Origin of the sequence: Chitinophaga filiformis, from assembly GCF_023100805.1 — a bacterium.
Lineage (GTDB): Bacteria > Bacteroidota > Bacteroidia > Chitinophagales > Chitinophagaceae > Chitinophaga > Chitinophaga filiformis_B.
On the sequence record NZ_CP095855.1, the window covers coordinates 5,434,878 to 5,454,373 of the forward strand.

The window sequence follows — 19,496 nt, forward strand, 5'->3', positions numbered from 1 at the left end:
CAGCAGCAATGAGCAGCCTCTTTTCGTTCATACCATCCCGGTATCGGCTTCATGTAAGACCACCAGGGGCCTTTGATTTATCAAGACATTCTCTGCAAAGCAAGGATCCGCATTGTGTACAGGAACGCGGATATTCCTGATTTCCAGCATTGTAATTAATTCCCAAAAACTTAACCCCCGCTTTGGCAGTTATCTTGTTTTAATATTATCACATATAACATATATTTATACTTCAAGGGAACAATCCCCCGTTGACCTATGCCTAGAAATAACAGAAGCGTTCGACCAACGCTGCAAACTGCTTTGTGCGTAATCCAGCCAGCCATACTGACACCTGTACGCTTTATGTACAGCAACCATGTTCCGATATCCATCAACCGGAAACGCATCTTATATGTGCTGTTTTTCCTGCTGATGAATATCAGGGTATCGGCGCAGATATGGCACCCTACTGAACCGGCGCGCATGTACATTGCCATTGACCCGGTAAACAACAACCATCTTGGTAATACCTTTGCCACCTGGCCATACACGCTGTACGGTCCGAAATTCGTAGCCACTCCCATTCACCAGGAGCCTACAGAATGGTTGTATTACATGGACACCGTCGTTGTGAATCCACCCTGGATGATATATGAGGTGTATGACTACAGTTCTTACATTTATGAGACCGTTACCCTGGAATATATCAATGAGCTCTATCCTGTCACACAGGAGGTATTGTCGCAGCCAACAATGGGCCTGGGCGTTCCATTTTATCCGCTGGATAACTACCATACCAGTACAGGCATGCGTACCGATGATCCGATCAATATACAGTTCTATTATCTGATGGTGCCACCCTGGAACCTGAAAAATTATACAGGAGAAAGGTCTGTTTGTGCCAGTTCAAAACTACGCCTTGTCTCGATCGGCGATAACATGACCAACCCCGAAAACAACGATTATTACGAGGGTTATTATGTACTGGAATACAATGTTGGTCCGGACCTCAGTACAGGATGGAAAGCCATAGATTCCGTATCTGACCGGTATGGTGATGGATTTACCATTACACCCGCTCAGGCGATCCCGGAGGTAGCGAATACCAAACGAAACGTATGGTTCCGGCACAGGCAGAAAGCGGTGTACAACCATGGCGCTACGGTGCTCTATTCCCGCTGGTCACAACCTTCAGATGCTATCGAAATATCGCCTGCACCTCCAACTGTAGAAACTAACCAGATCTTCAAAACAACCGGCTGCTATAACGAAGGCGGAGGCACCATTACGATACCTGGTTCCGCTATCCATACAGGTTTCAGTAGCATACGCTGGACCCTCAGGAAAGGGATTGTCTCAACACCCTGTGACCCTGATCTGTCTAACCCGGGGTCTAACTGTGGCGACCTGCTGGCCCAAAGCAATGGCGCAGTTCCGGTGTCTGGCAGCATTACTATCGACAATGTTCCCAAAGGCACTTACACACTCTGGGTATTCAATCCCGGCGAAACGACCGGTAGCTGTATGACGCCCTATTACATTACTATAGAGGAATACGCTCCCTTAACAGCTGCAGAAAACACCAGCCAGCATAAAAACATCAGCTGCTATGGTGGCAGTGATGGCGCCATCAGTATCAGCGCCGACGGTGCAGATACAAATGCGGCGTATTACTTTGAGCTGCGCTCCGGTAGTACCGTTGTGCGCGCACAGGAGGAAGGTGTCAACAAAAGCATACTATGGGAGCACCTGCCCGCAGGTACCTACCAGGCAATTGTAAGAAATGCCCAATGTACCAACAGCGCACCACCGGTAAATATCGTGTTGCAGGAACCTGTCAGGGTAAGTGGTAACCTGGTCAGTAATGATCCTACCTGCACCTCACCGGGCAATGGCGCTATCTCCATGGCCGCGGCTGCCACCGGCAATTACGAATTTCAACTTTACCAGAATGGCTCGGTCGTAAAGACATCAGGCGTGCTGAATAATACGGGTACCTATACCTTCACAGACCTGCCGGGCGGCACCTATCGCGCGGTAATTATGAACAGCGATGCGCCTCTTTGTACGGGCTGGGACAGTACTGTTACTTTACGGGCACTATCTCCTTTAGGAGTAGCACTCTCCTCCTCCGACTCTGTTAGTTGTTCCGGCGGCAATGACGGACGCCTGCAATTCACGGCGAGTGGGGGTACGGGCCAATATCAGTACACATTGAACGGTATCAGCAACACCACCGGTCTTTTCACAGGTCTTGGCGCAGGTGCTTATACGGTTACTGTCAGCAACCAGGACAACACCTGCAGCGATGCAGTTGCATTAGCCGCCACTGTGTATCAGCGCGCAGCATTGAACGTACAGCTATCCACAACACCCCTCAGCTGCTATGGTCAGGCAGATGCGCTTATCAGCGCCGATGTGAACGGGGGCTCCGGCAATTATAACTATCGCTGGCAACAGCTGAAAAACGGCATATGGACAGACGGCGCCATCTGGTACGGTACAGATACCAGGATCGATGCGCTGGATGCAGGTTCCTATCGCCTAATCCTTACTGATAATAAAGCGACGGGGTGCAGTGTCACTTCTGCAGAAAGTACAATACCCGCGCTTACTGAATTGAAGATCACCAGCGTACAGGTACAGGATGCCGTTTGCCTCGCAGATGGCGCACATATCAGCATGAGCGGCGCTGGTGGCACGCCTGCTTATCTGTATGAATGGTCTACCGACAATGGTAACACTTATCAAACCTTTACACCTGGTACTGCCATTACACGATCTGGCGTTTATAAACTCAGGCTGACAGACGCGCACGGTTGCACCGTCGACGCGGAGAAAAGCTACACAGTTATACTGCCAGACCAGCCTCTGAGCTTTACCTATCAGCTTTCAGATTACCACGGGTACAATGTAGGCTGTGCAGGTGGTAATAACGGCTATATCGATATTACAGCTGCCGGTGGCAATGGCGCCGGCTACCAGGGCTATTTATATGCCATAGATAATGGCAGCTATGGCGCCAATGCACACATTGAAAGTATCAGGGCCGGCATGCATACGGTACAGGTAAAAGACGACCGGAATTGTGTAAGCAGTCAGCAGGTGAATTTCACAGCTCCTGCCAGCACTATCTCGCTGAAAGTGCTTAGCAAAACACACAACGGTTGCGGTGCAGATCCTGCAGGGCAGATCACACTGCAAGCCACCGGAGGCAATCAACCCTATACTTATTCATTGAACGATGGGCCATGGCAAAGCGATGCTACTTTCAGCAAGCTGGTAGCGGGCGATTACAAAGTGGCCGTACAGGATGCAGCAGGTTGTATGAACAGCATTGACATTACACTCACGGCAGCTTTTGAACCGATCGGGATAACAGCAGATATCAGTCCTGTCAGCTGCTTCGGTTTATCTGACGGGGCCATCGCAGTGAATACCAGCGGTGGTTCCGGCCAATATACCTATCACTGGAAAACCATTACAGCAGATAGCCAGGCGAAGAACCTGCCCGCGGGAGATTATCCGCTGGAAATTACCGACAGCAAGGGCTGTAAACAAAGCGCCACCTTTAGCATAACGCAACCAACGCAACTGGTGCTCAACATTGATGCACCGGCCATCTGTGATGGTCTCAGCGATGGTAGCATTACCAGTACAGTTAGCGGCGGTACCCCGCCCTACCAATATGCTTTGGACCAGAGCAGCTGGCTGCCTGCCGGCAACTTTAAAGGTCTCGCCCCCGGCAGCTACCGCATTGATGTACAGGATGCGCACCAATGTACGCAGATGCAGCAGGTAAGCATCGCCAAAAGCAATGTGCAGCCGGAAGTGAATTTCCTTTTATCCAGCCGGATGAACGCCCGCGATACCCTGGCCGTTCGTGAGATCTGCCTGCCTGCGCCGGACGACGTTAAATGGACTTTCCATCCGGACGCCGTGTACCTGGGCATGCAGGGCGATGTACCGCTCATCAGGTTTAATAATCCGGGAACCTATTGGGTGGAGATGAATGCGATGTTCGGACAATGCTCCTATACCTTACGCAAAGAGCTTCAGATAGGCGCCTATGACCCTTCAGCCGGCCCGGCCTATACGCAACCCGTACACGTAATAGATACCGTTCTGCTGTCTCCGAACCCTAACGACGGGCATTTTAATTACAATATTAAACTGAACAGGAAACAACAGATGATCGTGTATGTCTATGACCTGAACGGCGTGATGGCTGAGAAGCGGCAATATGCGCCTACGCTTGAAGTGAACGACTCATTTACGGTGGACGGTACTGCTACCGGCATCTTCATTCTGAGGGTGATTACACAAAGCGAAAGCAGGGATGTAAGATTTATTATATCAAGATAAGCTGGCGTACGCCTGTGATACAGCAATGCATCCGGAGGCAGGCATAGGTCTGCCTGTCTTCAGATGCATTGCTGCATTTATGCTACTCCAACCATCGCATGATTTTTTTGTACCTTTAGGCCTATGCTTACAGTTAGCGATTTATATATTTATCCTGTTAAATCATTAGGAGGATTTTCCCTGCGGGAAGCCCGGCTTACAGATCGTGGTTTTACATACGACAGAAGATGGATGCTGACAGATGAGAACAACCGTTTTCTCTCTCAGCGGGAAGTACCTGCCATGGCATTGTTGCAGGTCAGCCTCGGGGAGGAACACCTGCGCATCACCAATAAAAAAACAGGAGATCTTATCATGATCCCTTTTGCGCCGCTGACAACAACAAGCATCATGGTATCTGTATGGAATGACAATTGTATAGGTCAGCGCGTAAGTGACGAAGCAGATGCCTGGTTTAGCCGTCAGCTGGAGAGGTCCTGCAGATTGGTATACATGCCCGACAGTACGCAAAGGACCGTAGACGCCGCCTATGCCCACAATAAAGAGGTCACCAGTTTTTCTGATGGTTATCCCCTGCTGATCATTGGCCAGGCTTCTCTTGATGATCTGAATAGCAGGCTGGCGTCTCCGCTGCCGATGAATCGTTTCAGACCGAATATCGTATTTACAGGAGGTACTCCATTCCAGGAAGACAACATGAAACAATTCAGTATTGGAGATGTACAGTTCTTCGGTGTTAAACCCTGCGCGCGCTGCGTCATTACGACTATCGACCAGGAAAGCGGTGTTAAGGCAAAAGAACCGCTGAAAACACTTAGTACCTACCGTGCAAAAGATCAGAAAATATATTTTGGCCAGAACCTCTTGTTTAACGGAAGTGGCACTATCCGGGTGGGAGATATGATCACTTTGCCATAGTCGCAAGAACATCCCTTTCCCGAAAGGCTGGACACATTGGATCCAGAAAAGCCTCTTTTCCTATTTTACTACCGGCAAGGGCATTTTTGACAAGTCGGCTACTGCATAAAATGCAGACCGCTTGTTTGAGAATCAATTCTAAGCCTTAGTTTTGCCATATAAAGATTTTGCTTATATGGCTTTACGCATTAATCCATTTTCCAGGATCAATAACGATACTGGTTTTGGCAACAATTCCAACAGTTATGTAGGCCGTTTTATAAACCGGGACGGCACATTTAACCTGCGGAAGGAAGGGCTGCCGGTCTGGGAACGGATGAGCATCTACCATACCCTGCTCAACCTGCCCGCCTGGAAATTTTTCTGTGCCATCATCATCTTTTTCGTGTCTATTAACCTGGGCTATACGCTTATCTACCTGGCAATTGGTGCGAATGAATTTCAGGGTATAATGGGCACATCGAAATGGCAGGTGTTCAAGGAGGTCTATTTTTTCAGTACGGAGACCTTTACCACGGTGGGTTACGGCCGCGTGAACCCTATCGGCGACGGCGTCAACCTGGTAGCATCCATCGAGGCGTTGAACGGCTTCCTGTACCTGGCCGTTTTCACGGGTTTGATCTATGGCCGTTTTTCCAAGCCGAAAGCTTTCCTGAAATTCAGCGACCATGCGGTGATAGCCCCCTACAAAGACAAAACAGGCCTGATGTTCCGCTTTGCGTCCTTCAAGGATATGCACACGCTTACCGATGTGGAAGTCAGGGCTAATATAGCGCTGCTGGTACAGGAGGATGATAAGCCACTATACCGGTTCTTCGAACTGACACTGGAACGTAGCCATATCCAGAACCTGCCCATGAACTGGACGGTGGTGCATCCCATTGACGAGAACAGCCCTCTGCTGGGTTTAAATGAAGAAGATATCAAAACAGCGGATGTAGAGATCTATGTGCTGGTGAGAGGATTTGACGATGTGTTTTCCAACTTTGTGCTGAAGCGGACCTCCTATACATGGGAGGAAATACAGTTCAACCGGCGCTTTGTGCCTATGTACCGCGAAACAGGTAATACAACGGTCCTGGAGCTACAGAAACTGAATATGACCGTTCCGGCCGATGTAAAAAAAGAGGCAGAGCGCCTGGGATGACAGGCGATGCAATTTTGCACCACTATAAATCCGTTTTTTGCCGCTTTTTCCCCGTCTTGATTGTCTTATCCTGGTATAGGTTTACACTTTTGGTGAGATAATCCGTTTGAATTTTACAATATTAAAAGATAATCCTAAAAAGGTTGTTTTCTTTAGATTTTAGTCCTGGATCAGGTTGACAGTATCTGCTGTTAATCCTGATTTTGGACCATCTTTTTTCTTGGTTCGCCATCTCCTTACTAATTCCCCTTGTTTTGTATGTGCCTGATTCGGAGTCAGATAGTCGCAGCTTGTATGAGGCCTTTGTTCATTGTAGATGCGGATAGTCTCTGCTACTATAGCAGCCGCGGCTTCATAGTTTTTAAATAACCGGTCCAGGCCAAATTCTAACTTTAATATTCCATTTACTCGCTCAGCAATGGCATTTTCATACGGGTTGCCCTTCTCGGCCATACTAATGCCGACGTGACTATCATTAAGTAATTCTATGTAGTTTTTACTACAATATTGTGACCCTCTGTCAGAGTGGTGAATCAGGCTATATTTGATGGGATTCTTTATATCCGATAAAGCCATTTTTAAGGCCTCAATAGGCCCTTCGGCCTCCAGTGATGGATGTAAGCAATAACCGACGATTTTTCTTGAATAAGCATCAGTTATCAGGCTCAAATAACAGAACCGGGAGCCTACCAAAGGAAGGTAAGTAATATCACTAACCCACACCTGGTTAGCCTGACTAAGCTTCAGCTCTTTAATCAGATTAGGATATTTTTTGAAGGGATGATTAGAATCGGTAGTCCGTATTTTCTTACGTTTTCTTTTACGGACAAGCATTCCATTTTCAGCCAACAGATTGAAAAATCGATCCCTGCCTAATTTAATTTTATGATGTTGAAGAGTTTGTGAAAGCATTCTATGAAGTTTTCTGGCGCCCAGTCGCTTTTGTGAAGCTCTGATTTGCTCCGCTTTGTCAAGAACGATGGCCATTTCCAGGCCAAATTGATGATCGCTGTTTTTCCGCTTATAAAAAGCTTGTCTGCTTTTACCAAACAGTCCGCAAACATTACCCAAATCCTTGTCCGGATAATGTTCTTTTACTCTGCAGACGGCTTGGTACCAGGCTTTTTTTGGATCTCAATATTAAATTGTTCTTCAGCAACTTCGATCATTGTCTGAAAAGCAAATGCCTTTAAATTGGCATGTTCCAGCTTTTTACGGAGTTCTTCATTTTGCTTTCTTAAAGCATCAAACTCCTTTTTTTCCTGTTCTGTCATGGCCGTAGATATTATGGGTTTTTCCAAAGTCGTTTGCCTAAGTTCGGAAGAAAAAAGAGAGTACCAATAAGCTATTTGTGGTTTAGTGATCTTATAACGAGCTGCGACCTGGCTCATGCTTTGGTCTCCGGCCATGTAATCGGCTACGACTTTGTTCATGAACGACTGCTCATATTGGAACTGTGGTCCCAGGCGTCCCTTGCGTCCACCTTTGTTCTGATTGTTTGAATTTTGCATGTTTTACACTTTTTAAGGTGTAAACCTATTTCAGGACCTGACAGATACCGCTTTTATACCGCTAATCTTACGTTAATCTTACGTTCGTGAACGTAGTATTAACGTAAGATTAGCGGTATAAAAGCGGTATAAAAGCGGTATCAAGACGGTATACGAATGTTGTCTTAGTCCTGAAAAACTTTACAGTTTCCATGGTGGTGTTCAGGATTGACTTTGCAGGTACGCAAATTAAGCTTACACGGCTATTTTTTGCTGCCTGACCTTCTTTTTGGCGATCCCTCTTCGTACCTGTGCACTGCCAATACGGATTATTACCTCATCAACTGCTCTCCAGTCCACAATACACATTGGAGAAATCCTTCTTTTCCAGGTCACTTTTATGGATCACAAAGTAAATTTCACCGGCATCCCAGAACTGAAAACCCGGATTATTATCTGAGCCAACCCTCAGGAGCACCATCCATTCCTCCGGCTTGCCTTTTTTCGCATTTGCGGCCTCCATTTCCGGCGTATCATGCTGCTTGAAGACGTGGGAGTTCATACTATGCATTGGATTGACAGAAGAGGCTTTAAATCCGTTTTTCAGTTTTTCGGTCTCTTCGTACATATCTTCCATATCTGCAAGTGCCGGATAGCGCATGCGGGTATTGTACATAACAGGTATATCAGGGTATTTCCCGGCCTTAACCCGGAAAGGCCTGTATATACCCTGATCATCATAGATGAATGCCGGTTCTATATCCAGGTCTTTTGCTGATTGCAGCTGGCTGATATCACCATCATAATAAAGTACTTCCGGCCCCATCTCCTCCTGATCCTGCAGGTCCCGGACAAAGAAATAAAGCATGCCGGTCCGCGGCAGGTAATCCTGCAGCGGCGCAATGGCGGCACAATTGATCTGGGCAATGAACTGCAGCCCTCTTTCCTGTGCATAAGCGTCGATGAAAGAAGGATAACTCAGCCCCGGGGGCAGGTCGGGCAAACCACCGAAACGATGGTTCCCCTTTTCGGTATAAGTATCTTCTACTGTTGTTTCCAGGGCTATTGATCTGCGGGTATACCTGGCCAGGCCATCCCTGAACCTGTCCAAGCCTGCGGCCCTGATCCCGTCTTCCAGCAATTGCAGTAAGGCCGGGTCATATCTCGCATAGAAACGGCTATCATCATATGGAATGGTTCCCCGACCATCTGCGCCTTTGTAGCTATAATCGAGCAGCGACATTTTCTTTGCCAGTTCCAGGTTCAGTTGAGGGATGTTTTCCACTCCTGCAGGCAGGTGTTGCAGCGGGTTGTTTTCAATATTCAGGTACCGGAGCCGGGCTACCTGTTCCGGCACTGAAATAAGCCTGTTGTTCTCCAGCACCAATGTTTCCAGGCTCTCTGCCAGGGTGGGATGAACGGATTGCAGCTGGTTGTTGCCGAGATAAAGTTTCTTTAATACAGGCAGTTGCCATATGGCAGGAGGAATACTTTCTACCCTGCTATCGGCCAGGCGGATGGTTTCCAGCTTTTTCAGGTCACCCAGCCAATCCGGCAGCCTATCCAATGCAATTACACCGGTCAGCGAGAGGTCTTTCAATTCCGTCAGCCGGCGGATTGTCCGGGGCACTTCCTTAAAACCAGCTGCCTGTTTATTATCCCGAAAATCAATTGACAATACTTGCAACCGGGTGAGTGGATGAATGAGCGCTTCCAATATACCGGGGTCAGGGTCAGTAAGCGAGAGGCGATGTACAATTCCGGGGTCGGCCGTACGCAGCTCTTCCGGGCTCAGGAAGCGGTAGTGCTCCCAGGAGAGATTGTCTATACGCAGGCTTGCGGCCACCTTCACCGGATATTTGTTAAAATGTCCAATGATGAACAGCCACCCGTTTTCCAGGACGACATCTGCCGTAAGTTCCTGAGAGTATTGAAACCCGCCTTTCCAGACATAGGTCAGGGTGGTGTTGTTCCTTTCCTGCTCAAAATGGAATTTGCCGGTAGGTATACCCGATTGATAGATCCCCCTGAAATAGAACTCAAGGTATACCCTCTTGCCGCTATAACTATTGATGATATCACTTTCCTGCGGATCCATATAGTCAGGCGCCTGTCCTTCAATTCTGACATACAGTTCACCGCCTCCTTCAGAGATGTACGCCCGGCTTTCGGCGTTCAGTGTAAATGTATGCGGGCCGATCAGCCAGTACTCCCCGCCTTCAGCAGGAATATTCTCTCCGTCATTTTCTGCATTATCTGTATTCACCCGGTATTCCGGGGAGGTAATATCTGTAGCAGCACCTTTCGCAGGAGTCCTGGCAGGTTCGTCAAAGTATTGGAGGCTTTGCCAGATCTGCTCAAACAGGGGTTCATAAAATTCACGGGAGGCAACAGTACAATCGGCGGTAATGATATATCCATATTCATCGCTGACTGGTACCAGGCCAAAATAATAGAAAATTCCTTCCGGGGATTGTGCCGTCCTGATATCGGACTTGCGCCCTGCAACCGGCAGCGTTCTATCAGCTATTACCTCAACGGTACCACGCTCTTCGAGACAGCTTTCCCGAAAGCGTGCAGTAAGGTCATTGCCTTCATAGTAATCATAGAAGCTGAGCTCCTCCATACTGATGGAGACATAGGACAAACATTTATCGCCCTCCCTGTGCTCGGCCGTGATGCTTTGCCCGAAGGTCAGGATATGCTCATATATGGACGGAAAACTAAGGCTGCATTTATCGGTTATCGTTGATTGCATAGGGCGGATCATTTGTAAATACCGGCATCAAGTATACTATTTTTTGAATGAATATGCTACAAAAAAGACCAGATCAGCCGTTTTGAGCCTGTGCTGAAATCTGATATATTATTTTATTTTTGCCTCAAATAAATGAAATGGAAGATTTTGTAATTGTAGTGAATCGCATAGAAGAGTTGCAGTCAGTGGAGGACCGTCAGGAGCTGGAGCTGATATTTGAGAAAGCGAAACGGACGATAGTGGGAGGTATGGATGTAATACTGATGAGGGAAAACAGTAGCGGCAAACGGGAAAAATTCCAGACTATCTCCAATGAACGTGATTTTGAGGATTACAGGAAACAGGTGTTCCGTTTCCTGTAAGATGATCTATAAATGACATTTACAATGCCGGCAATTATTGCTGAGGCTAAAATGCAAAACGCCGGAGCGATGATCTCCGGCGCTTTTGTTTCTAATAAGGTTTGGCCTGCCTTATCATATAGCGATACCTGAAAGAATCATGGTAAGCTCCGCATACCAGACCGCCGCGTATTACCTGTGTACTATCTTTCCTGGTAACCGGGTAGCTATCGTCGTCGTAAATATATTCGTAGGTTGTTACAGTAGAATTATCAAAATCATTATTGTATCTACCTACTGTCTTTGCCACGTTGTTGGCAGAAAAACCGAAATTAGGATCATATGGCCTGATAATGAAAAACGCAGCCTGTCTTGAGCCATAGTTTACCTTATCAATTTTAGACGCCAGAACAGGGCATGAACAATACCGGTTTAACAAATTGAACCTTTACCGATACTTTTTGAACGCCTGCCTATCATCTGCCGCCGGCCCTCACATCTACCTTTGAGTAATAATTTAATCTTATGGAAAAGATCATGAAAGGAGTGTTACCAAAAGGTACAGCGTCTACGCAAATGTCTGCATCGGAAAGTAATGACACCGGTGCTTATTTCAGCAGATATTTCCTGGCATTGGCCGATTATAATATCTGGGCAAATAACATAGCTATTGGATGGCTGCAACAAACAGATGATCAGCAATGGGAGCAATCTGTCAGCAGTAGTTTCGGCAGCATCCGGCAAACGGCGCTCCACATTGCCAGCGCAGAAAAGATCTGGATTGACTACTGGAAAAAAGAACCTGATCCGGTCTTTTTATCTGCTGTATTTACAGGCACAAAAAGTGAGCTGATAGATATCTGGAGAAAATCATCTGCCGGTTTGAAAGATTTTATTGAGGGATGTCCTGAAGAATACTATCTGCAGGAAGTTATTTTTAAATGGCCCCGCGGCGGAGAAGGCCGGATGGAGTTTGCGCAAACTGTAGGTCACGTCATGAACCATTCTACCTATCATCGCGGGCAATTGGTAAACATATTGCGCCAGGTCGGTTTTACACAGCTGGCTTCCACTGATCTGGCTACTTACTATCGTGTGATCAGTCAAAAATGATTGGAACATCGCTTAAAGAACTACCCTACGCAATCAGGTACACGAATAAAACCAGGGTGTATCCTACTTTTTGATACGCCCTGGTTATCTTATCCGTTTGCATTGGAAGATGAGCATTATCATATTCTTAATCCATTGCATTCCCTGCTCCCTTTGCTGATTCCTGTAACATTATTTATTGCGAAGCATCAGCCGGGGTACTGCAGCCATGTTTCATCCCATTTAAACACAGTTATGTCACATATTTAACAGATATTCCGCGAATCTGTCGACCTTGTTGCATAAAAAAGTCATGAGAACACTGATCTTTCTTCTCCTGCTACTGCCCCTTGCAATATCAGCCCAGACGGAGAAAAAACTCATTTCCTTCGGACAGCCGGACAGTATCTACTCTGCTGTACTGAAAGAGAAAAGGCCGCTTTGGATATATAGTCCCAATGTTGATACGGCATATTTCGAGAAGCCCTCCTACCCTGTCTTATATGTACTGGATGGAGATGACCATTTTGCATCACTGCAGACCGTCATACAGCAACTGAGCCTTAATGGCAATACTGCGCTGCCGCAAATGATCATTGTTGGCATCGTTAATACGAATGGTAATCGTATGCGGGATCTCACGCCTACTCCGGATCCGAAAATGCCCGGTTCTGGCGGAGGTGAACAGTTTACATCCTTCCTGGAAAAAGAACTGCTTCCCTACATTGACAGCAAGTATCCCACCGCCCCTTTCAAGATGCTTTCGGGGCACTCTCTGGGAGGATTAATGGTGGTGAATACACTCATACATCATCCTGATCTGTTTAATGCTTACATCGCTTCCGATCCGACCATATTCTGGAACGATAGCCGGATACTCTCAACCATGGATAGTTTGCTGGAACACCAGGACTTCAGCAACAAACGATTCTACCTGGCCATCGCACATACCATGAACCAGGCCCTGGACACCATTCAGGTCAGAAGAGACAATGCAATGGGCTCTATACATACAAGTGCCATCCTGCAACTGGCAGAGAAACTGAAAACGCACCCGGGCAATCATCTCAACTGGTCTTATAAGTATTATGACAATGACTATCATAATTCCATTCCCTTCATTGCCCAGTATGATGGCCTGCGATCTTTCTTCCGGCTGTATACGTTCCCTACATACCTTTACCCCGACAACTCCGACGCAGATTCCCTGCGAACGCTGATCACAGCGCATTATAAAGCACTCAGTAAAGATATGGGATACCCTGTTCGTCCCTATGAATGGGAGTTTAATCAGCTGGGCTATCACCATCTCTCCATGAAGAATTATGCAAAATCACAGCTGTTCTTCCAGCTCAATATTGAATACTTTCCAAAGAGTTATAACACCTACGACAGCATGGGCGACTACTACATGCAAACAGGCGATTCTGCAAAGGCAGTCAGTTACTGGAAGCAATCGCTTGCTGTCAAATTTGTGCCGCGTGTCCAGGAAAAGGTGCAGCATGTTGCATTATCTACTAGATAATTATGCTGTATAAAAAGATAGTGGGGCGATACTATTTTATAAAAAAACAGTAAATTAGGGTAGACCCATTATCCGCGGATAATACCATAGACCTGTATATGACCTGTAATCTAAACCCGTAAACTTCTTATAACCCATCAATTTCCAACAAGGGATAGCTGAAAACCTTCAGAAAAGAGTAGGCATTTATTTCCTCCTAAATGACCGTTTATGAAAAAGAAAGCCAAAAAGAAACTGAACATCAGTAAAATGAAAATTGCCAGACTGAGTGAAACAGCAGAAAAGAAAATGCAGGCTGCTACCATTCCGCCTAACACATTCTGGTGTACCACAACAGGATTGTAATACTACTGATATACCCGTACTATGCTAAAAGCCGGTTGGATCTGAATCCTACCGGGCTGCGCCAAGTGACTACAGGGTAATAACGATCAGCGAAAATCATGATTAAAGAGCATGTATCAAAAGACCCGATACATGCTCTTTTTATTTTTAGGGAACCAGGCAGCAGACATACTGTTGAGCATCGTTCTTCACAGGGGCACTTGATTAGTTCATGCTAATCTCCTTTCTTATGAGTGTGATCCTGGCGGCAATTCCCAGGTCTTCATATTATACGAAAACAACATAATAAAGTATATTCACCTGGGTGGTAACCTTCATGTATGCACTCGACGTGCAATACCTCAGGGAGATTGGATTGGGCTTACTATGTCTGCATCTTGTGAGAGGAGTAGTCCGTTAGTCCAGATCTGTAACATTCGGTTAACAACTGGGATTTAGAATTTTTCGTTACTTTACCGGCGCCAACACTCAATTATGTTCTCAAATGCCAGGGCAACCCCAACCGTTGCTCTCACCTATGCTGTATTTCTCATCCTGCTTTTGCTGAGCTTTTCTGTTCATGCACAGCTAAAAGCCGACTTCACCCCCAGCAAGACAAGTGATTGTGAAAGCCTGATCACCAGGTTCAATGATAATTCTACCGGTAACCCTGTTTCCTGGCAATGGAATTTCGGTAACGGTTTTACCTCTACGCAGCAAAGCCCCAGTGCCTCCTATACCACTGCCGGCACCTTTACGGTAACGCTGACGGTGAAGGATGCTGCAGGCAATACCAGCACTGCAACGAAGACGGTGACCGTATGGGAAAAGCCCAAACCGGATTTTACCGCCAGCCCTGCGAAGGGCTGTATCCCATTTGACGTCACCTTTACTGACAAATCGAATCCCGTAAGTGGTACCATCGCCACCTACAGCTGGGATTTCGGGGATGGCGCTATCGGTTCAGGCAATCCTGTTGTACATACCTATAATAATGTGTTGTCGCCCACCGTTACGCTTACCGTCACCACCAGTAACGGTTGTACCGCATCCAAACAGGTTGGCAATATTGTGGATGCTGCGGCCTCTCTGAATGCGGGTTTCAATGTATCTGACAAATTCCTGTGCACTGCGCCCGGGGCATTGACCGTTACCAATACATCCACCGGTCCCGGTAACCTGAGCTATAAATGGGATTTTGGCGATGGCGGCACCGCTACGGGCGCTAATCCTGGTCCGCATAACTACACCAGCAAAGGCGTTTACAAAATAACCCTCACTGTTAACAGCGATAAGAGTTGTACCGCCACACAGACCTCCGGAGATATCAATGTGGCTAACTTTAAAACAGACCTCCAGCTGCCCGCCAGCACTTGTGAGAACAGTAACGCTACTTTCAATGCGGTGACCAGTCCGCAGCCCAACAACATTACCTGGAGCGTTGACAAAGGTTACGTCTATGGTTCCGGCAACACCGCCTCTTACTACCCGGCGGGCGCCGGCACTGTAAAGGTGACCATGACGGCCGACTATGGCTCCTGCCAGGAGACGGTGACAAAGGATTTTGTGGTAAACCCAATGCCACAGGCTAGTTTTGAGACCAACCAGAAAGCTATCTGCGATGTGCCGGCCACCGTGCAGTTCACAGACAAATCGCAGGGCGCCACCAGCTGGCGCTGGGACTTTGGTAACGGGCAGTCATCAACGCAACCCAATCCATCCGTCACGTACAATAGCCTGGGCACTTTCAATATAACACTGATAGCCAGCAATTCATTCGGTTGCTCCAGCACGGCGGGATATTACCTGTATGTAGCAAAACCGGAGATCCAGGCGTATGCGAGCGTTAATGAAGGTTGTGAAGGACTGACCCCCACTTTTAGCAGCTCCGTAAGTACCGGCGACGCCATCGTTGGCTATGAATGGGATTTTGGTGATGGCAGTCCGAGATCGACCGATGCTACGCCAACACATACGTATAACAAGGAAGGTACATACCCGGTAAAGCTAACCTATGTTACAACAAATGGCTGTAAAGGAACGGTGAGCCTGTATCCCAGCACCGTTATCGAGGTACGCAGAAAGCCGAAGCCTGATTTCTCATCTCCTGAAGCCCCCCAGATCTGCGGCAATAACTGGGTACATTTCAATAGTACTACAGATGTTGGCAATGCCTGGTCATGGAACTTCGGCGACTATACCAGTGCCCCCGGGTCCAATACGGTCCATAGTTACAGAGATCCGGGTACCTATACCGTGACGCTGACAGTTTCCAATTTCGGTTGCAGTGAGACAGTCACCAAAACGGCATATATCACAGCGGTGAACCCGTTCCCACGCTTCAGTGCGCAAAATATTGACTGCGATCACCGTACGGAGATCGGCTTTGATGAACATTCGCTAGGCACCGTTACAAAGTGGAAATGGGACTGGGGAGATGGAAAGGAGAATACTTACACCGCCAAAACCACCCCTGCCAGGCACAAATACGATAAAACGGGTGCATACCTTGTAAAGCTGACCGTTACAGATGGCACCTGTACCAGTACCGACTCCATGAGCATTAATGTGTATGCACCGACGCCTGTTACCATTACGGCAGACAAAACAACGCTGTGTAGCAATGAAACGCTCAAGCCCAGCGTAACATCTATTGAAAGAGGCATTTATGGTAGCTATACCTGGTATTCTTCAGACGGCACTTTACCCTACTGGGATTATTATTACGACTACCAGAGCGTGAAGTTCGTCAACCTGAAACCCGGCAAGGATACGATCCGCTTTGTGGCATACAATGTACAGGGATGCCCCGATACCAGCAACAGGGTTATTGTGAACGTACACGGGCCAGTGGCTAAATTCCTCTCACCGGATGTACTGGAATGCCGTGGAACTGAACTGACCTTCACCGACCAGACAGATGTTTCCCATGGAAAGCCGATAAAGACCTGGTCATGGGATTTCGGCGACGGCACTCCTGCAAAGGTTTTTACCGCTCCGCCTTTCAAATACACATACAACAGGTCGGGTTATTTCATGCCACAGCTGACAGTTACAGACCAGGATGGCTGTACCGGAACAGCCAGCGGCAACGTACTGCAGGTAAACGGTCCCAATGCTGATTTTATGCCGAGTGCCATGTTGATCCCTCCCGGTGGTGATGTATGGTTCTATAACTATACTTCAGAAACGGGCGGCTATGCTACTTATGAATGGGACTTCGGAGACAACACCACTTCTACAGACAACAGCCCGTATAAGGTCTATCCCGATAAGGGTATCTACACCGTAAAACTCCTGGTAAAGGATGACAACGGCTGTAAAGACAGCGCGCAGAAACAGATCAAGGTATCCAGCGTCAGCGCAAACTTTACCGTAACCACCACGTTTGTGAACAATAGTGGTTGTCCGCCGGTACTGGCCCGTTTCACCAATTCTTCCATTAATTATACCAGTTCCTACTGGGATTTTGGCGATGGCAGTTTTGCCACTATCGACAATCCTTCCCATACCTACACCTATGCAGGCAAGTATAAAGTGAAGCTAAAAGTGGTGGGTGATGCCGGTACGGAAGATGAGTACGAGCAGGAAGTGGAAGTAAAAGGCCCCTATGCCACTATCGCTACTTCTTCCAATGGCGGCTGTTTAACAAAAGAGATCGAATTCAAGGTATCTGCATCGGCAGCTGCTGTCAATTTCGCCTGGGACTTTACAGATGGTATTGTCCTGGAAACAACTGATTCTACTATTAAACATACTTTTAAAGAGCCCGGCATTTACAAGCCCCGGCTCATCCTCTCAGACCAGGCAGGTTGTAAAGGCACTGCCTTCCTGAAAGATCCTATTGTAATAGACAAACTGGATGTGCAACTAACTGCTGATCCTACATTTGTGTGTGATGAGGGTTGGATCGCTTTTACGCCAAAGTTCAACAGTTATTCGATTGACGAGCTGAAACAGGAAGCAAAATACAAATGGACATATGACGCTGGCTTATCAGCAGAAAATGATACCACTGCCACTCCCCGCTTCTACCTGGATAAAATAAAGGGATATGATTTCAGCCTTACCACGACCACGGCTTTCGGTTGTACGCAAACAGTCAGCAAAACGGTGCACGCTTATGCCAAACCTGTATTGACCATCAGCGCTCCTCCGCAAGCCTGCCAGGATGCGCCGGTCAGCTTTAGCGGAACAGTAGGCAAGGTGAATGATGTCAGCTGGAAATGGGATTTTGGCAATGGCAACACCGGCAACGTGCAGCAGCCTGCCGACCAGGTATACAGCCAGACCGGCGCTGCAGAAGTGGGACTTATCGTTACCAGTACTGATGGCTGTAGTGATACTGCCAGTCATAGCATCAATATACTCCCCAAACCGTTGATCAATGCCACTGCGGGGGCTGAGTTCATATGCCTGGGCAACAGCACCACGCTGAAGGCCGGTGGTGGTACTATCTACGAATGGACACCAGCCCTGGGCCTGAACAATCCGCAGGCGCCGGAACCGGTAGCCGCTCCGGAAACAAGCACTGACTACCAGGTAAGCGTAACAGATGTCAATGGTTGTAAGAATACCGACGAAGTAAGCATCCGCGTAGTACAACCATTCAGGATACAGGCCACACCAGATACGATACTGTGCCTGGGGCAGATATTGCCTTTATGGGCAACCGGTGCAGACCACTATGTATGGAAAGGAGATGGTCTGGATAATACCACTAGCCCCTATCCGCGTGCCAGCATCAACGCAGAAGGCGACTATACATATGAGGTAACCGGTTACGACGCAGAGGGCTGCTTTACACATGACACATCGCTGATAGTAGGTGTACGCCCTTCGCCAACTATAGACGCAGGACCAGATCACACAGCGATGGCGGGCGAGCCTGTAACGCTGATCGTACAGGGCAGCGCCGATATTGTTAAATGGAACTGGTCGCCGCCGGAATACCTGAGTTGTACTACCTGTCCCAGACCAGTAGCCCTGCCTAATCTGTCCACCAATTATTTCGTGGAAGTAGAGAACGGTTACGGCTGCAAGGCAATAGATGCAGTGACGGTACACGTCACCTGTAACAAGGGCGCTGTATTCCTGCCGAATGCCTTCACACCTAATAAAGATGGAAAGAATGAATGGTTCTATCCATTAGGGCGTGGTATAAAACAGGTATTATGGATGCGCGTTTATGACAGATGGGGCAGCCTGGTATATGAAAGGTCACATTTCCAGATCAATACGCCTACCGCAGGCTGGGACGGCACCTGGAAGAACCAGGTAGCGCCTATTGGAACTTATGTGTATGCGATGGAAGCGGAGTGTGAGGAAGGAACGAAGTTTTTGTTCCGGGGTGTGGTGACGGTGGTGAGGTAGTGGCGGTGCCTCTCAAAGCAGCATATTTTCATCACAAATTTCAAAAACTCGTTGAACACCGAGCGAAATATATTGTTAGGGATCACATTCAACTTTGATCCTTTATTCGGAGGAGTATAAAAGAACATTACACAGGTGGGCTTAGCTAACAAAATGACATTATATCCATCAACCTGGATTC

General features: G+C 47.5%; 12 protein-coding genes. 8 read left to right on the forward strand and 4 right to left on the reverse strand.

What is annotated here, in order from left to right; all coding sequences use genetic code 11:
* Positions 1 to 258: 258 nt before the first annotated feature.
* From MYF79_RS21075 to MYF79_RS21085, 3 genes are all read left to right on the forward strand, one after another.
* Positions 259 to 4,347 carry a T9SS type A sorting domain-containing protein gene (locus tag MYF79_RS21075; protein WP_247809820.1) on the forward strand — a complete coding sequence of 1,363 codons (4,089 nt, stop codon included), beginning with the start codon at positions 259 to 261 and terminating at the stop codon, positions 4,345 to 4,347.
* Between the two features lie 123 nt (positions 4,348 to 4,470).
* A complete protein-coding gene (locus tag MYF79_RS21080; protein ID WP_247809821.1) occupies positions 4,471 to 5,265 on the forward strand; it encodes an MOSC domain-containing protein in 795 nt (264 codons plus the stop codon).
* A gap of 175 nt (positions 5,266 to 5,440) precedes the next feature.
* Positions 5,441 to 6,412 (forward strand): ion channel, encoded by a 972-nt coding sequence (locus MYF79_RS21085; RefSeq protein WP_247809822.1) that lies wholly within the window; start codon positions 5,441 to 5,443, stop codon positions 6,410 to 6,412.
* Positions 6,413 to 6,571: 159 nt separating this feature from the next.
* Here MYF79_RS21085 and MYF79_RS21090 read toward each other — a convergent pair whose 3' ends face one another.
* The 3 genes from MYF79_RS21090 to MYF79_RS21100 form a co-directional block, all read right to left on the reverse strand.
* Complete coding sequence (locus tag MYF79_RS21090; RefSeq protein WP_247809346.1) at positions 6,572 to 7,483, reverse strand: IS3 family transposase; 912 nt, start codon at positions 7,481 to 7,483, stop codon at positions 6,572 to 6,574.
* A gap of 23 nt (positions 7,484 to 7,506) precedes the next feature.
* Positions 7,507 to 7,923, reverse strand: a complete 417-nt coding sequence (locus tag MYF79_RS21095) for a hypothetical protein (protein WP_247809347.1) — start codon at positions 7,921 to 7,923, stop codon at positions 7,507 to 7,509.
* A gap of 319 nt (positions 7,924 to 8,242) precedes the next feature.
* Entirely contained in the window at positions 8,243 to 10,660 is a 2,418-nt protein-coding gene (locus tag MYF79_RS21100; RefSeq protein ID WP_247809823.1) for a DUF1963 domain-containing protein, read from the reverse strand.
* A 137-nt stretch (positions 10,661 to 10,797) separates the two neighbouring features.
* Between MYF79_RS21100 and MYF79_RS21105 the strand changes: the two genes are divergently transcribed.
* Positions 10,798 to 11,022: a hypothetical protein gene (locus tag MYF79_RS21105; protein ID WP_247809824.1), complete on the forward strand. Its 225-nt coding sequence runs from the start codon at positions 10,798 to 10,800 to the stop codon at positions 11,020 to 11,022.
* 91 nt (positions 11,023 to 11,113) lie between these two features.
* Here MYF79_RS21105 and MYF79_RS21110 read toward each other — a convergent pair whose 3' ends face one another.
* On the reverse strand, positions 11,114 to 11,311 hold the full coding sequence (locus tag MYF79_RS21110) for a hypothetical protein (RefSeq protein ID WP_247809825.1): 198 nt from the start codon (positions 11,309 to 11,311) through the stop codon (positions 11,114 to 11,116).
* Positions 11,312 to 11,526: 215 nt separating this feature from the next.
* On the opposite strand from MYF79_RS21110, the gene MYF79_RS21115 reads away from it, so the two are divergent.
* From MYF79_RS21115 to MYF79_RS21125, 4 genes are all read left to right on the forward strand, one after another.
* Positions 11,527 to 12,114, forward strand: coding sequence for a DinB family protein (locus MYF79_RS21115; RefSeq protein ID WP_247809826.1), 588 nt, complete (start codon positions 11,527 to 11,529; stop codon positions 12,112 to 12,114).
* Between the two features lie 292 nt (positions 12,115 to 12,406).
* On the forward strand, positions 12,407 to 13,618 hold the full coding sequence (locus tag MYF79_RS21120; RefSeq protein ID WP_247809827.1) for an alpha/beta hydrolase-fold protein: 1,212 nt from the start codon (positions 12,407 to 12,409) through the stop codon (positions 13,616 to 13,618).
* A 210-nt stretch (positions 13,619 to 13,828) separates the two neighbouring features.
* Positions 13,829 to 13,963, forward strand: coding sequence for a hypothetical protein (locus MYF79_RS32440; RefSeq protein WP_262915990.1), 135 nt, complete (start codon positions 13,829 to 13,831; stop codon positions 13,961 to 13,963).
* A gap of 474 nt (positions 13,964 to 14,437) precedes the next feature.
* Positions 14,438 to 19,315, forward strand: a complete 4,878-nt coding sequence (locus MYF79_RS21125) for a PKD domain-containing protein (protein ID WP_247809828.1) — start codon at positions 14,438 to 14,440, stop codon at positions 19,313 to 19,315.
* The last annotated feature ends 181 nt before the right edge of the window (positions 19,316 to 19,496 follow it).